Raw genomic sequence first — 15082 nt, 5'->3', positions numbered from 1 at the left:
GTTGGATACTTTTTTAAACTCCATTTTGATTATCCTCTTTAGATTTCCGAATAGATCGTTCTATCTGGCTATCTATATATAAATATTGCCCTTTGCGAAGAGTTTCCTCGTAAATATCTATAAAAGGCAGACCTCTTTTTCTGGCAAAAGCAATTTCTGCTTCAATATCATAAGCCACTTTTTTAAAATGCACATCAACAACGCCCGTTTCATCAATATCAATCAATGCGTATTGAGCGAGATTATCCTTCTTACGAGAGTTTTTCCCACCAGGCAACCCTACTGAACCAGGATTAATAATCAACTGATCATCTTCCGTTCTTCTTAAAGATTGCCTATGTACATGCCCATTTATCGCAACACTTGCTTCCGTTTGCATAAACATCTCATCAAAATACATTTGCTCTTGCGTAGGATAAATTGGAAAACTTACGGAATTCGGCATAGCATGAAAAACATCTATTTTCGTGTCAAAAATTTGAATAGAAACTTTTTTGGGCAAAGTTGCTAAATAGCGGAATTTTTCTTCCCCCAAAAAAAGATAATCATATTCAACTAATTGTTTTATCATTTGCCTTTTTATGGAATGATCGAATGATTTTCCGTCCAAAAAGTCCTTGTATACTTGTTCATGGTTTCCCAGCACAAAAGTAAGCGGACTTAGTTCTTCTAAAAGAGCCAAACAAATATCTGTCCCAGGTCCTTTTAACGCAATATCTCCTACAGTAATGTATTTATCCGCTTTTTCATTAGCAGCATCTTGAAGCACTGCTTTTAATGCTTCAACGTTACCATGGACATCTGATATAATTGCAATTCTTACCCTCTCCATAAAACCATCACCTAATCTCATCATCATAATATCATCTATGCCCATATTTTAAACTATTATCATCAATTAAGCCACATCATTAAAAATCCCTGTCGAATAATAGTTCAACAGGGATTTTATCGTATATTTAAGCATTGCTATTTTTAAACACTTATTCAAATAACGAACTTACAGATGCATTCTCATGAACACGCACAATTGCTTCACCTAGAAGTGGCGCTACAGAAAGTTGTTCCATTTTATCAATCCATTTTTCTTCTGGAAGAGCAATGGAATTTGTAACGATTAATTTCTCAATTGGCGAATCTTCAATACGTTTCATCGCAGGACCAGATAAAACTGGGTGCGAACAACAAGCGTATACTTTTGTCGCTCCAGCTTCACGTAATGCTTTTGCAGCAAGTGTGATTGTTCCAGCTGTATCAATAATATCATCAATAATAATACAAACTTTACCTTCTACATTACCGACAATATTCATTACTTCCGCTACATTAGGGCGTGGACGGCGTTTATCAATAATTGCAATTGGCGCTTTCAAACGATCAGCCATTTTGCGCGCACGTGTAACTCCACCATGGTCAGGTGAAACTACTACTAAATCGTCACCTAAATGACGCTCACTGAAATAGTTACTTAAAAGACGCACTGCATTCAAGTGGTCAATTGGAATATCAAAGAAACCTTGGATTTGCGGAGCATGCATATCAAGTGTAATCATTCTAGTTGCACCCGCTGTCTCGATTAAGTTTGCTACTAATTTTGCAGTAATTGGTTCACGGCTTCTTGCTTTACGGTCTTGGCGTGCATAGCCATAGTAAGGCATAACAATATTAATTGTTGCTGCGGAAGCGCGTTTCAACGCATCAATCATGATCAAAAGTTCCATTAAATTCTGGTTTACAGGATTACTCGTTGATTGAATAACATATACATGACAACCACGGATACTTTCTTCAATGTTAATTTGGATTTCTCCATCACTAAAATGAGTAACGCTTGATTTCCCTAACTCAATACCTACTTCTTTCGCAATCTCTTCAGCTAGTTCACGATTAGAATTTAGCGAGAAAATCTTCAACTTTGGATCAAAATACTCGTTTGACATAATCAGCCTCCACTATTTTTTATTAAAATTTTAAACTTTCCAATTGGAAATTATTTACCGTGATTTAGACGCTTCGCATAGTCCATCTTGTTCTCTTGTTTCGCGCGAGCAATTCCTAGCGCATCTTCTGGAACATCTTTTGTAATGGTTGAACCAGCTGCTATGAAAGCACGGTCTCCCACTTTGACAGGTGCAATTAGATTTGAATTACAACCTACAAAAACGTCATCTCCAATAATGGTTTTCGCCTTGTTTTTGCCGTCGTAATTAACAGCAATACTTCCGCAACCAACATTGACATTCTTACCAATTTCCGCATCTCCCATATAAATGAAATGTGGTAATTTAGTTCCTTCACCAACAATCGCTTTTTTTGTTTCGACGTAATTTCCGATTTTCACATGATTATGAATATCAGATTCAGGTCTTAGATGAGCATATGGCCCGATTTGAACGTCATCTCCAACTTTACTTTCAAAAATGGAGGAATTTCTGACATGAACTCGTTCACCAATAACGCTGTTGGCAATTTCTGAACCACTTGAAATCACACAGTCATCACCAATCACAGTATTTCCGCGAAGCATAACTCCCGGTTCAATTACTGTATCCTGACCAATTTTTACATCTATATCAATATACGTATTTTCTGGATTAACAAGCGTTACTCCATTCCGCATATGATTATCATTGATTCGACGTTGCATTAATTTAGAAGCTTCAGCTAGAGCAATTCTATCGTTAACCCCAAGAGATTCCTCGAAAGATTCCATTCTATATGCTGCTACAACTTCATCCAAATCTTTTAAAATTTTAATAACATCTGGCAAGTAATATTCTCCTTGAACATTATCATTAGAGACATTTTCTAATGCTTCAAAAAGCGCTTTGTTATCAAAGCAATATGTACCAGTGTTGATTTCTGAAATGCGTTGCTCTTTTTCTGTTGCATCTTTATGTTCTACAATTTTTTCTACAATACCAAGGTCATCTCGAATAATTCGGCCATAACCTGTAGGGTCTTCAATAACTGTTGTAAGGATTGTTGCTTTTGCGCGTTTTTCATGGTGATATTTTAGCAAAGCTTCCATTGTGCTAGCTTCGATTAAAGGTGTATCTCCACAAACAACTAACGTCACACCGTCTTTTCCAGCAAGTTCTGGTTTCGCTTGAAGTACCGCATGAGCTGTTCCTAATTGCTCTTCTTGCTTCACAAACTCACTTTTACCAGCTAAATGCTCTTGTACTTTCTCAGCTCCATGACCTACAATTGTAACCACTTTATCAACATCAAGCGTTGAAATTTGGTCTACTACATGTTCGACCATTGGTTTTCCACAAACCGGGTGCAACACTTTGTAAAGTTTCGACTTCATCCGTGTGCCTTGACCAGCAGCAAGCACTACAGCATATCGTTTTGACATTATATAGGACCTCCAATATTCACTATTCATCCACTATGAATGATAACGTAAAATCCGCTTTTTTTCAAGAATACGACCAAATAAAAACTCCCACCCTTATTTTTAGGGTAAAGAGTATATTTAATGTTTTATTTGTTTGAAAATTCCGAAAGATATAGCGTGATTATTTATTGCTGTATTAAAAGAAGATTCTAAGTTCGGGTTACAAGAAAGTTTATTCAAGTATGTCTGTTTTTGTAACATCATTTAAAATTCTCCTCCTCATTTACATTCTGCTTTTAATTATACCATAGCCAAAATAGAAGACCAAGGCTATTTAAGGTTTTTTTGCTATTTTTGCCACACAAAAAGGGCCAGCACTAGGCTAGCCCTTGAAAATTTAAAATTATTCAGCAGAAACGGATTCAGATTCTTCTTCTGTTACTGCAGTTGCTTCTTCTTCACCAACGCGCTCGTATTCAGCTAATACTACTTCTTGAATTTTTGCACGAGTATCGGAATTAATTGGGTGAGCGATGTCACGGAATTCTCCATCAACACCACGTTTACTTGGCATAGCTACGAATAAACCGTTATTCCCATCAATAACGCGAATATCATGAACTACAAATTCCTCATCTAAAGTGATTGAAGCGATTGCTCTCATTCTTCCATCAGTTTCTACACGACGTAATCTCACATCTGTTACTTGCATTATTAGTCACTCCTTATCCCATTTGCCTCTTTCAAAAAGAATCTGCTTCTCCCAGCTAAAATTCCAGGTGTTTATCCCCCAGCTGTTCTCAACAACGTTCTCTCTAACCGAGGATTTTTTTAGTTTTCTTCTACAACACTTTCGTTTGCGGAAGTTTCTTCATTTGCAACCGGTTCTTCTGCTACTTCATAAGCAGCTAAAACGGCTTCTTGAATTTTTGCACGGGTGCCTGAGTTAATTGGATGTGCGATATCTCTAAACTCACCATCCGGCGTACGTTTACTTGGCATAGCTACGAACAAACCCTCGTTGCCATCGATGACACGAATGTCGTGAATAACAAACTCACCATCAATCGTAATTGAAGAAATAGCTTTCATTCTCCCATCTGTCTCAACACGTCGTAATCTCACATCTGTAATCTCCATTATCTTCACCACCTTAATCTAGTTGCGCTGCTTGTAACTAATGCTCACATGCAACATAAGTACACACACTCGAGAAAAATTCCCCCATAGAAATAATTACTTTTTATGCAAGCAATATTTAACGTAAAATTCTTCCCTATGAACATAATAATAAAAAAAACTAAATTTGACAACTTTGTGAATTGTAAACTAAAAAAAATAGTTTTTTTCTTAAAATCATTGACATTTTAAAATTGTTCTTGTTAACTTTTGTTTTGTATACAATATTCTTTGTTTGCGTCAAAAAAACCTCTAAACCATTGCTAGCACAGTAACGCAATGTAATTATCATACTATTTCGCACGCCAGAATGCCAGTAAAAGGGTGCTAATTTTGTTCTTTTCTCAAAATTATTGTATACAATAAAGCGCAAATTTAACCAATTCTAGAGTTTATATTTTTACATTTTAGCTTCTCTAAAATCCACTTTAGATAAACAGTCAATAAATACTGTATACCCGAAAAACAGCATTCTAACGCATTATTTAAAGACTTTTTTCATCTTTTTAGGCGTTTAATTTAAAAAATAATCTTTTGTAAGCGTTTAATTATGACAAAAACATTAAATATAGATGACAAGACATCTTTTTTAGTATTTCCGTTTAGAAAAAAAGAAATCCAGAGAACAAAATTCTGGATTTCTTTTTAGTTATTCTGACCTCAAAGCATCAATTGGTCTTAATTTCGATGCCTTATTAGCAGGTGCGATACCAAATATCACTCCAATACATAAGGAGAAGACAAAGGAAAAGATAATTGTTCCCGCGGTTATTCCTGATGATATACCCGCAACAGAGCCAAAGATAAGCGCTCCTGAGACTCCAATAATTATTCCAATCAGTCCCCCGCATACACTAATAACGATAGATTCTATTAGGAATTGCAGTAAAATAGCACGTTTTTTAGCTCCAAGCGCTTTTCTGATACCAATTTCTCTCGTTCTTTCACTGACAGAAACTAACATAATATTCATAATTCCAATACCACCTACTACAAGCGAAATGGCAGCAATTGCACCAAGCGCAGTTGTTAAGGTTGTACTGATTGTATTAAACGCATTGAGGATTTCTTGTTGATTAATAACTTGATATGATGGTCCCATTTGCGCCGAGGAAGCAGCTTTCTCTTTTTGCTCTTTCTCGTCACCAAATTTTATAGCAAGGCGGGATTCCAACGTATTAACCACGAAATCAACATCCTCAGCAGATTTTGTTTCAACATAAATAGTTCGTACATTTGTATCTTTTAGTAGTCTTTGAGCAGAAGAAATCGGAATGAAGATTTGATCATCACTTGATCCCATCATCGAAGCACCTTTTTCTTTTAAAACACCTACTACTTTGTATGGCATGCCGTTTAATCTAATTGTTTCGCCAATGGGGTTACCGAAGCCAAACAAATCACTAGCTACCGTAGAGCCGATTACAGCTACCTTCTGACCATATTCCGTATCAATTGGTAGCAAGAAGCGGCCATCCTTCATTTCGAGGCTACGGGCTGCTTTATACTGGTCGTTCGTTCCTATAACTTTATTGCTGGAGTTTTTATAATCAAATGTAGCATTCACTTGTCCTGAAAGTTCTGGTGAAACGCTTTTAACACCATCAATATTTTGATATTTCATTACTTCATCATACGTATATTTATCATTTGGATTCACAGAACTATTTACTACTGTGATTAAATTGGATCCTAAGTCACCCATTTGCTCATCAACTTCTTTGGTTACACCATTTCCGAGCGAAACTAAAAGAATAACGGATGCGACACCGATAATAATACCAAGCATCGTTAGAAAAGATCTCAGTTTACTAGCTTTTAATTGTTTCCATGCCATTTTCATACTTTGGAGAACATTCATGCTTTTGTCGCCTCCTCATGGAATAATTTACCATCTTGAATTCGAATGCTTCTTGTTCCATAAGAGGCAATTGTCGGATCATGTGTAATCATAACAATTGTATTTCCTGCTCGATTCAACTCTTGTAAGATTCCCATTACTTCCTTACCTGTTTTGGAATCAAGGGCTCCCGTTGGCTCATCTGCTAAAAGAATTTGCGGATTACCAGCAAGGGCACGCGCGATTGCTACACGTTGTTGTTGTCCACCAGATAGCTGAGTTGGTAAATTTCTACGCTTTTCAATCAGACCAACTTTTTCCAAGCATTCAAGAGCAGCTTTTTCGCGTGCAGAAACACTCAGTCCAGCGTAAATTAATGGCAACTCTATATTTTCAAAAGCAGATAATTTAGGAAGCAAATTAAACTGCTGAAAAATAAAGCCGATTTTCTTATTTCTGATTTCGGATAATTTATTGTCGCTTAGTTTAAACACATCTACATCATCAAGGTGATAACTACCTTCATCTGGAACATCCAAACAACCAATCATATTCATTAAAGTTGATTTACCGGAACCGGACGGACCAACGATGGATAGGAACTCCCCTTTTTCAACGGTAAAAGTAACATCGTCTAATGCTTTAAAAGTTTCTCCGCCTAGCGTATAAGTTTTTGTTAAATTTTTCATGTCAATTAGCGGTTTTGGCATGTTTATCCCTCCTTCATACAATTTATTTAATTCGTATCTACAAAAAACTTAGCTAGGAGCACCTGGAAGCGTGGAAGTTTCTTGTGTAGGAAGGATTACTTTTTGGTCTTTCTTAACGCCTTTAGTGATTTCGATATTATCTTCATTATGAAGACCAGTTTCTACAAATTTCTTCACTTTTTTCGTTTTACCATTTTCTTTTTCTTCCGGAACTAATACATAATATTTGTCGTCACTGTCTTTTTGAACAGCTTCAATCGGCACATATAATGCGTCTTTTTTCTCTTTCACTAAAATAGAAGCATCAGCAGTCATACCGGCTTTTAAATCATCTGTTTTATCGATAGAAATGATTACGGAAAAACTAGATACACCGTTTTGTACTTGGCCTTGTTCTGCAATTTCTTTTACTTTTCCTTTGTAAGTTTTGTCTGGAAGTGCTGTTACTGTAATTTTTACTTCTTGGTCCTTCTTAATATTTGGAATATCAAGTTCGTCCATTTGTGCTACTAGTTGAAGTTTGTCATAATCTGGAACTTGCGTATTTTCTGGTGAAATAGCCCCTGTTCCTGTAGCATTGATTTTCATATCTCCTTGTTTCACTTTGGCTGTAACTAATTTCTCTTCTGTTACAGAGCCATTATTTTTTGACAGTAAGAAAACCGCACCAACGGCCACTACTGCGAGAATAACGATAACTATTAACCATTTAACCCATTTTTTCATGAATGTTCTCCTTCTGCTCCTAGTGTTTAGAAGCCCTGTATTTTATGTAACAATGATAGGTTCCATTCTACCATAAAAGTTAAGTGAGTGAAGTACATCGGAAGGCTGATTTGTTTTTTATAACCTTCTACACAAAAGAAAGAGCCTTAGAAAGCTCTCCTAAGGCCCATCAAATCAACTATTAAAATAATTCCCGTCAACTACTTCAATTTGTTTTTCTTTCATATTGACGTTTTTAATTTTTACAAGTGAAACATAATCGTCAACTAGACGTTCTTCCGCGTATTCAGATTCAACTAGAACGCCAATGCCAACCAAGTGAGCATTGAACTCTTCTAATAAATTCTTCATACCATTTATTGTTCCGCCAGCTTTCATAAAATCATCAACAATAACAACATTGGATCCCTCTGCTAAGCTGCGTTTGGATAACTCCATTTTTTCAATTCGTTTGGATGAACCAGAAACATAATTAATGCTTACTGTGGAACCTTCTGTAACCTTACTGTCACGGCGAACAATAACAAACGGAACACTTAAATGTTCAGCGACCGCTTGCGCAATAGGAATACCTTTTGTTGCAACAGTCATAATTGCATCTATTTTTTGGTTGTTAAATTTAGTTGCTAAAATTTTGCCAATTGCTTTAAGCGTGACCGGTTCCCCGAGCAAATCAGAAAGGTATAAATATCCTCCCGGAAGTAATCGGTTAGGTTCTGCAATTCGGTTACATAATGTATGCACAAAATCTAGCACATCATCATTTCCCGCTATGGAAATATATTGCACACCACCAGCAGCACCTGGAACAGTTTCAAGCGTACCAATTCCTCTGTCCTCGAATGTTTTCTTTATGATAACCAAATCTTCACTAATAGAAGATTTAGCTGAGCCATATCGTTCAGCAAACATCGTAAGCGGCACTAACTTTCGCGGATGCGATAAAAGAAACTGCGTCATATCAATTAATCGTTCACTACGACGAATCTTCATAATCTCTCTCCCTTTGATAAAATTCCGTATATTAAAAAGCTATTTCACGTATTTTGTCCGTATTTTCTCTATTATAAAACGTTTTCTATCAAAATGACAACATTTATTCTTTTAACATATTAAAAAACCTGCCAAATAAAGTTCTTTTGACAGGTCAATATTCTTATAAATCGCGGAAACTAATCACTTCTACTTCTTGTTGACCTAAATAAGCTTGTAACTCTCTTGAAGTTAAAATGGAAACTTCTTTGATACGTGGCTCTACATAGCTAGAAATTTCACGTAATGTTTCATCTATGAAAGCTGGATGTGTCATTACTTCCACTACATCATTTGTTCCAATATGCGCTTGCACTATTTTTTTAATCGTTTCAAAAGATACGCCATCTGCATAAAAAGCTGTTTCAAATAAATCAGGTGTTTTAATAGCACCAAAATCAGACACATCTGCATGACGTCTAATGGATACTCCATATTTTTCAGCTAATTTGTGTTGTATAGGGTAGATTAATGGCTCGATAGAATGATGTGTATCAAAGTGGGAAATAGTGAGTCCGGCCCCCAAAATCTTCTTGATTTGCGCGGTTAATTCACGTTCTACTTCTCCCATATCCACATCCGCTAAACCGTTTTCTAGCGCTGTGTAGTTTTTACGGAAACGTCCGTCATCATCAGTTAATGTTTCTAGTCCTTGAAGAAGTGGGGAACCAAATGTTAAAGTCAAATGCGCACCAATATCCAGTCCAGGATTTTCTTTTGCCACTTCTACAGCTAAATCAAACGCTGGGCTATTTGCAAGAAGTGTAGTTGATTTTACGACGCCTTTTTTGTACGATTCTAAAATACCATAAACTGCTCCTGGGCTAATTCCAAAATCATCTGCATTAAAAATAATTTTCATTTGTTTGACCCCTCTCATCCATTAATTAATAGTTTCGTTTTCACTTTCGCTCCACGGTCTAACCATATAGACTTCCTCACAAAAGCCTCGCAAGCCGTTATAGACACGTTTTGCTCTTGAATACTGTTTGATGAGCGCAAATACTGTTGGGCCGCTACCACTCATTAACGCTGCCTCAGCACCAAATGCCATCATCCGATCTTTAATTCGTTTCACTTGTGGATTTTTTTCTAAAGTCACAGATTCCAAAACATTTCCGGTTGAAGCAAAAATCCCATCTAAGTCGCCAATTTTGATGGATTCTATCATTTTCTTTGTATTAGGATGTTCAACATTTTCTACTTGTAATTCTTTATAAATAGTAGGTGTAGAAACACTAATACTCGGTTTAGCTAATACAATCCAGCAACCCGGAATATTAGGTAAAGCTGTAATTTTTTCTCCGCGTCCGGTAGCAAGAGCCGTTCCTCCATATACACAAAAAGCAATATCAGAACCAATTTCTGAGCTTATTTCTGCTAATTCTTCTATCGAAAGTCCAAGTTCCCAAATTATGTTTAAACCTTTCAGCGCCGCGGCCGCATCCGAACTACCACCAGCAAGTCCCGCGGAAACTGGAATGTGTTTATCAATTATAATGCGTACACCCATTTTTACGTTAAAACGTTTTTTCAAAAGAAGAGCCGCTTGGTAAATTAAATTACGACGATCTTCTGGGATAAAATGCGCTTTTACATCTAGCACAATCTTATCCTCGTCTAAGCGTTCTAAGCTTAATCTGTCAGCAAGGTCTATTGTTGTCATCACCATTTCCACTTCATGATAGCCGTCTTCACGTTTGTACAGCGCGTCAAGTGAAAGATTAATTTTAGCTGGTGCTGTTATGCTTATTTTCATTTTCTCGGCCTCCGCGTTCAAAATCTCTTTTTCTATTCTATCATATGAAAGAAGAAATATGTAGCAGGCGGTCCAAAACTGGGTTATGTAAAGCAAAAACCGAACCATACTATACGGTTCGGCTACTTCAGCTTATTATAAAGCTAATTCTTTATTATCATCTGTAAATACAAGTTCTACTGCGTCTGTTAAGATATCCGTGTAACTATAGGATACTCTTTCAAAGTTGTTTTCATCTTGATCAAGCTCCACAATGAAAACGGATGGATATGTTTCAGCTAGGATACCGCAACGTTCAATCGTTTTCTTACGACCACCGTTTGCTTTCAATGTCAATGCTTTACCTAATCTAGAATCTAAATTCGTCTTAATGCTTGCAATGGTTTTTGGCATTTATTTTCCACCTCACTAATACTTATTATACCATAGATGAGGTTCGAAATCAATAACCAAATATTTTAACAGTTAGAAGGGCTAACTGTCAACTAAGAAAGCGCTCTTTTTGAAAAAAATTATTTTTCTTCTAAAAAATCAGCTAGAAAATTACTTAATTTAGCGAATTCAGGTATATCCAATGTTTCTCCACGACGGATTAAGTCTATACCAATTGCATTTAAACCTTCTACTAACTCATCTTTACGCGGTTTCAAAGCCGGGAACTTCGAAGCTAAATTGTTCCATAATGTTTTTCTTCGTTGAGCAAAAGAAGCTCTTGTCACTTCAAAGAAAAATTCTTCATCGTTTACTTTAGCAAGCGGTTCTTTTCGACGTTTTAAATGGATGACTGCGGAATCAACATTAGGTTGCGGCATAAAAACTGTTTTAGGCACGATAAAAGCTAATTCGGCTTCCATATAGAACTGAATAGCAATAGTTAAACTACCATAACTTTTCGTGCTTGGAACTGCGCTAATCCGGTCAGCCACTTCTTTTTGAAGCATAAAAGTCATGGAATCTGCTGGGATATTATCATGAAGTAGTTTTAAAATGATTGGCGTGGTTACGTAATATGGCAGGTTCGCAACGATTTTAAGCGGCAATTCTGATTTAGAGAATTGTTGCGTGATTACTTCTTCTACATCTGCTTTCAAAACATCTCCATGAACTACTTGAATATTATTATAAGCACTTAACGTGTCATCCAAAATCGGTAATAAACGTTGGTCAATTTCAAACGCAACTACTTCATTGGCTGTTTTTGCTAATTGTTCTGTTAATGCGCCAATCCCAGGGCCAATTTCAATTACATTTGTTTCTTTTGAAATTCCAGCTGTATCAGTGATTCGTGTCAAAATATTACTATCAATCAAAAAGTTTTGACCGAGACTTTTTTTAAATAAGAAACCATATTTTTTTAAGATTTCTGTTGTTTTTCCGGGAGTTGCGATATCTTTACTCATTCTCTTCCTCCTGCATAATCTTTTGGCACGCAGCCACTAACTGTTCTTCACTAATGGCAAATGACTCTAGTCTTGTTTGTAATTGTTTTCCATTTGTGTAACCGATTTTAAGTGCGTTGCCTAGTTTTTCACGACGATCTTTCGCCCCTGCTCCGCCAAGAAGGCCAAGGCGCATAAGTATATCTTTTGAGATAAATTGTTTTTCTACAGGTGTACTGCTAATATGAAAATTCGTTAATGCTTCTCGAATATTTGCGCTACTCGCATGTTCTACACCAAGACCTCGACCTGCTTTTGGAAGTGCATCTTGACGATTAATAAATGCGTGCTTACATCCTGGAACTGCTGAGTCAATTTGTTTTCTGATTTTTTCGCCTGGAAAATCTGGATCAGTAAAAATAATAACCCCACGAATTTCCTGCGCATGTCTAATTTTTTCGATAGTTTCTTGTGAAAGTGCCGAACCATTCGTTTCAATTGTATCTGCAATGACCGAACGATTAATTGCAGTTGTATCGTCACGACCTTCCACAACAATGAACTCATGTATTATAGGCTTTTCGCTCAAAGTGACTACATCCTTTTTTATAAAATAAGTAAATACATCATACCACATTTTGGGCAAAGAAAAAACGAGGCCCTATGAGTCAGCCTCGTTTTTATACGATTTTAGTTTAACACTTTTACAGTAACTGTTCTTCTACCCCAAGAATAGCAAGAACTTTCATTGGAGAAATATACGTCAACGATATTTCCTTTAATAGCGCCGCCTGTATCTCCAGCGATTGCTTCTCCGTAACCTTCAACCCAAACACGAGAACCAAGTGGAATAATACTTGGATCAACAGCAACTACTTTCATACCAGGATTAGCACTTAAGTTAATTCCAGTAGCTGTAACTCCACCACCTGAATATGCAGTAGATTCCATCGTAAATGTTTTTCCATTAGATGGAGCTTTTGATGATGATTTGTGTGAAGAAGTGTTCGTTGTTGTTACTTTTTTAGCAGGTTTTGCATTTGCGATTTTAGATACGACAGCTTTTTCTTTCGTACCGCGAACAACTACTTTATCTGTTTTTGCAGAAGTGATATTTTCTTTAATGATATCGCGTTTTTTCTCTTTACCATTTTCAAATGTTACTTTATATTCAATAACTTTTTCACCAGTTTTACCTTCGCGAACGACTTTTTCAGTTCCTTGATTAAGGCTGTCGTCTTCTTTGTAAACTGTGTTGAATTTGATTTGCTCTTTTTTCTTATCTGCTTTTGAATCAACATATGTAACTTGTACGGTCATTTTTTCCTTTAAGTTACTGTCTTTAGCAGGTGAAACTCGGTCATCTTTATCAAGTTTGATGTTTTTCTCACTTAGTAAATCACCAACTTGAGTTTTTGTTGTCCATACTGTATCTTTTTTTGCTCCGTTTTGTAAGGAAAGTTGGATGGCACGATTAATATCGATTTCAAGTCCATCTTTTAATTTATCATCTAAGGACACGCTTAGCACATCATGCGGACGAGTTGTAATATTTTCGTCTTTAAGCAAATCTGCTACGTTTGATTTTGTACTCCAAACATTTTTTTCAGTGCCATTATCATTTATTGTAATTTGACGTGCTGGAAGATATTTGATTTCCATACCGTCTTTAATTTCTGCATTTTTCCCTGGCGCAACTTCATCGTGTGCACTTACTTTAATTCCTGCTTCATCTAATGCTTCAGAAACTGTTTTAGCATGTGTTCTTGATTCTGTTTTTTCACCAGCGTTTACTATAGTGATATCGTTTTTAGTTCCTTCGAAAACGAAATAAAAAACCAATGCTACTACAATAACAAATCCTGCAATCATGATTGGTAATTTCCATTTTGATGATTGGGCTACGTTACTGCTGTTTTCCATGGTCATGTATTTCTCCCCTTTCTACTTCGCTAGTGATTATATACAGGGGACTAAAGAACTGTCAATTTTTCAGGCAGATTGTTCACATTTGCGCAATCTCAACTTGCAAACGTTGCTATTAAGCCATTTATAAATGTGAATTGACCTTAAAGTGTCAAATGTAACAGAAATGTGTCATTTTTCTACGACTCTGGACTTAGGCATAAAATAAGGGTTTTGACCTAAACTGTCTTTTTTATCTGCACGAAGCTTAAGATTGGGTTACAGACTCGCCCTTATGTTACAGTTTTATTACAATCACTTTTGGATTTTAAATAATTTTTTTGCGTTAGCTGTTGTGTGCGTGGCGATTTCGCTATATTTCATTTCTTTGAGTTCTGCAATTTTTTCGGCAACTAACTTGACGTATGCTGGTTCATTTCTTTTTCCACGATTTGGAGTTGGAGCTAAATAAGGAGCGTCTGTTTCAATCAACATTCGGTCAATTGGTATAGCTTGAGCCGCAATTTTTGGCAGTTTTGCATTTTTGAAAGTGACTGTTCCTCCAAAGGAAATGTAAAAATTCATTGCTAGGCACGCTTCCATCACTTCGACAGTTTCACCAAAGCAGTGCATTATTCCTCCTACTTCTTCCGCATGCTCTTCTTGCAAAATACGAACAACATCTTCTGTTGCCTCACGGTTATGAATGACTATCGGTAAATTCACTTCTTTAGCTAAACGGATTTGTTTTCTAAAAACCTCGAATTGCGTTTCTTTTGGTGAAGTGTCCCAATGATAATCCAAGCCCATTTCGCCCAAAGCAACTACTTTTGGATGTGTAAGAGCTAAATCGCGCAACCATTCTAAATCTTCGTCTGTGAAGGTGATAGCATCTGTAGGGTGCCAGCCGACGATTAGTGAGATAAAATCATATTTATCAGCTAATAGAAGCGCCCGATCAATTGTCTCTTTATTAAAACCTACGACGGCCATATGTGTCACATCGTTTTCCTGCGCGCGTTTTATCACTTCTTCTATATCATCATCAAAAGCCTCGTCATTGAGGTGAACATGCGTATCAAATAGCAAAGTAATTCCTCCTAATAAAATCATTTCCTTCTATTATACTATAATTTTCCATCTAAACAAAAATGACAAATTATAGACGAGACATATAATGATTTTGTTCTTAGCTTCATTTAATTA

Annotated in this window: 16 protein-coding genes; all 16 read right to left on the bottom strand. The window is 36.4% G+C overall.

Annotated elements, in window-relative coordinates; translation table 11 throughout:
* Window positions 1–13: 13 nt before the first annotated feature.
* Window positions 14–877 carry a metallophosphoesterase family protein gene (locus tag LWE_RS00845; RefSeq protein ID WP_231845338.1) on the bottom strand — a complete coding sequence of 288 codons (864 nt, stop codon included), beginning with the start codon at window positions 875–877 and terminating at the stop codon, window positions 14–16.
* A gap of 106 nt (window positions 878–983) precedes the next feature.
* Entirely contained in the window at window positions 984–1940 is a 957-nt protein-coding gene (locus tag LWE_RS00840) for a ribose-phosphate diphosphokinase (protein ID WP_011701034.1), read from the bottom strand.
* Window positions 1941–1990: 50 nt separating this feature from the next.
* A complete protein-coding gene (gene glmU, locus LWE_RS00835) occupies window positions 1991–3364 on the bottom strand; it encodes a bifunctional UDP-N-acetylglucosamine diphosphorylase/glucosamine-1-phosphate N-acetyltransferase GlmU (RefSeq protein WP_011701033.1) in 1374 nt (457 codons plus the stop codon).
* A 385-nt stretch (window positions 3365–3749) separates the two neighbouring features.
* Window positions 3750–4058, bottom strand: coding sequence for a septation regulator SpoVG (spoVG, locus tag LWE_RS00830; RefSeq protein WP_003722726.1), 309 nt, complete (start codon window positions 4056–4058; stop codon window positions 3750–3752).
* Between the two features lie 119 nt (window positions 4059–4177).
* Window positions 4178–4486 (bottom strand): septation regulator SpoVG, encoded by a 309-nt coding sequence (spoVG, locus tag LWE_RS00825; RefSeq protein WP_011701032.1) that lies wholly within the window; start codon window positions 4484–4486, stop codon window positions 4178–4180.
* Between the two features lie 688 nt (window positions 4487–5174).
* Entirely contained in the window at window positions 5175–6386 is a 1212-nt protein-coding gene (locus LWE_RS00820; RefSeq protein ID WP_011701031.1) for an ABC transporter permease, read from the bottom strand.
* Window positions 6383–7075 carry an ABC transporter ATP-binding protein gene (locus LWE_RS00815; RefSeq protein ID WP_011701030.1) on the bottom strand — a complete coding sequence of 231 codons (693 nt, stop codon included), beginning with the start codon at window positions 7073–7075 and terminating at the stop codon, window positions 6383–6385. Before LWE_RS00815 ends, LWE_RS00820 begins: the two co-directional genes overlap by 4 nt.
* 48 nt (window positions 7076–7123) lie before the next feature.
* On the bottom strand, window positions 7124–7801 hold the full coding sequence (locus LWE_RS00810; protein WP_011701029.1) for an efflux RND transporter periplasmic adaptor subunit: 678 nt from the start codon (window positions 7799–7801) through the stop codon (window positions 7124–7126).
* A gap of 174 nt (window positions 7802–7975) precedes the next feature.
* Complete coding sequence (gene purR, locus LWE_RS00805; RefSeq protein WP_003722721.1) at window positions 7976–8794, bottom strand: pur operon repressor; 819 nt, start codon at window positions 8792–8794, stop codon at window positions 7976–7978.
* A gap of 163 nt (window positions 8795–8957) precedes the next feature.
* The gene (gene chbG / locus LWE_RS00800) at window positions 8958–9695 is read right to left on the bottom strand and encodes a chitin disaccharide deacetylase (protein WP_011701028.1); all 738 of its coding nucleotides are present in this window, start codon (window positions 9693–9695) and stop codon (window positions 8958–8960) included.
* A 21-nt stretch (window positions 9696–9716) separates the two neighbouring features.
* The gene (gene ispE / locus LWE_RS00795) at window positions 9717–10592 is read right to left on the bottom strand and encodes a 4-(cytidine 5'-diphospho)-2-C-methyl-D-erythritol kinase (RefSeq protein ID WP_011701027.1); all 876 of its coding nucleotides are present in this window, start codon (window positions 10590–10592) and stop codon (window positions 9717–9719) included.
* Between the two features lie 135 nt (window positions 10593–10727).
* Entirely contained in the window at window positions 10728–10985 is a 258-nt protein-coding gene (gene veg / locus LWE_RS00790; RefSeq protein ID WP_003718261.1) for a biofilm formation stimulator Veg, read from the bottom strand.
* Between the two features lie 119 nt (window positions 10986–11104).
* Window positions 11105–11992 carry a 16S rRNA (adenine(1518)-N(6)/adenine(1519)-N(6))-dimethyltransferase RsmA gene (gene rsmA, locus LWE_RS00785; RefSeq protein ID WP_011701026.1) on the bottom strand — a complete coding sequence of 296 codons (888 nt, stop codon included), beginning with the start codon at window positions 11990–11992 and terminating at the stop codon, window positions 11105–11107.
* Entirely contained in the window at window positions 11985–12560 is a 576-nt protein-coding gene (rnmV, locus tag LWE_RS00780) for a ribonuclease M5 (RefSeq protein WP_011701025.1), read from the bottom strand. The genes rsmA and rnmV overlap by 8 nt, the downstream gene beginning before the upstream one ends.
* 101 nt (window positions 12561–12661) lie before the next feature.
* Entirely contained in the window at window positions 12662–13900 is a 1239-nt protein-coding gene (locus LWE_RS00775; RefSeq protein ID WP_011701024.1) for a G5 and 3D domain-containing protein, read from the bottom strand.
* Window positions 13901–14191: 291 nt separating this feature from the next.
* On the bottom strand, window positions 14192–14965 hold the full coding sequence (locus tag LWE_RS00770) for a TatD family hydrolase (RefSeq protein WP_041176297.1): 774 nt from the start codon (window positions 14963–14965) through the stop codon (window positions 14192–14194).
* Between the last annotated feature and the right edge of the window lie 117 nt (window positions 14966–15082).

Source organism: Listeria welshimeri serovar 6b str. SLCC5334, assembly GCF_000060285.1.
GTDB lineage: Bacteria > Bacillota > Bacilli > Lactobacillales > Listeriaceae > Listeria > Listeria welshimeri.
Note: the sequence above shows the minus strand (reverse complement) of the source record. Positions and strands in the feature narration are given on the sequence as shown.

Bases quoted from the DNA above. Each gene is read 5' to 3' on its own strand.
- spoVG (WP_003722726.1), bottom strand. From the start codon at position 4,058: ATGCAAGTAACAGATGTGAGATTACGTCGTGTAGAAACTGATGGAAGA.
- rsmA (WP_011701026.1), bottom strand. From the start codon at position 11,992: ATGAGTAAAGATATCGCAACTCCCGGAAAAACAACAGAAATCTTAAAA.
- chbG (WP_011701028.1), bottom strand. From the start codon at position 9,695: ATGAAAATTATTTTTAATGCAGATGATTTTGGAATTAGCCCAGGAGCA.
- LWE_RS00775 (WP_011701024.1), bottom strand. From the start codon at position 13,900: ATGACCATGGAAAACAGCAGTAACGTAGCCCAATCATCAAAATGGAAA.
- LWE_RS00820 (WP_011701031.1), bottom strand. From the start codon at position 6,386: ATGAATGTTCTCCAAAGTATGAAAATGGCATGGAAACAATTAAAAGCT.
- LWE_RS00840 (WP_011701034.1), bottom strand. From the start codon at position 1,940: ATGTCAAACGAGTATTTTGATCCAAAGTTGAAGATTTTCTCGCTAAAT.
- LWE_RS00815 (WP_011701030.1), bottom strand. From the start codon at position 7,075: ATGCCAAAACCGCTAATTGACATGAAAAATTTAACAAAAACTTATACG.
- veg (WP_003718261.1), bottom strand. From the start codon at position 10,985: ATGCCAAAAACCATTGCAAGCATTAAGACGAATTTAGATTCTAGATTA.
- LWE_RS00845 (WP_231845338.1), bottom strand. From the start codon at position 877: ATGGGCATAGATGATATTATGATGATGAGATTAGGTGATGGTTTTATG.
- ispE (WP_011701027.1), bottom strand. From the start codon at position 10,592: ATGAAAATAAGCATAACAGCACCAGCTAAAATTAATCTTTCACTTGAC.
- purR (WP_003722721.1), bottom strand. From the start codon at position 8,794: ATGAAGATTCGTCGTAGTGAACGATTAATTGATATGACGCAGTTTCTT.
- glmU (WP_011701033.1), bottom strand. From the start codon at position 3,364: ATGTCAAAACGATATGCTGTAGTGCTTGCTGCTGGTCAAGGCACACGG.
- spoVG (WP_011701032.1), bottom strand. From the start codon at position 4,486: ATGGAGATTACAGATGTGAGATTACGACGTGTTGAGACAGATGGGAGA.
- LWE_RS00810 (WP_011701029.1), bottom strand. From the start codon at position 7,801: ATGAAAAAATGGGTTAAATGGTTAATAGTTATCGTTATTCTCGCAGTA.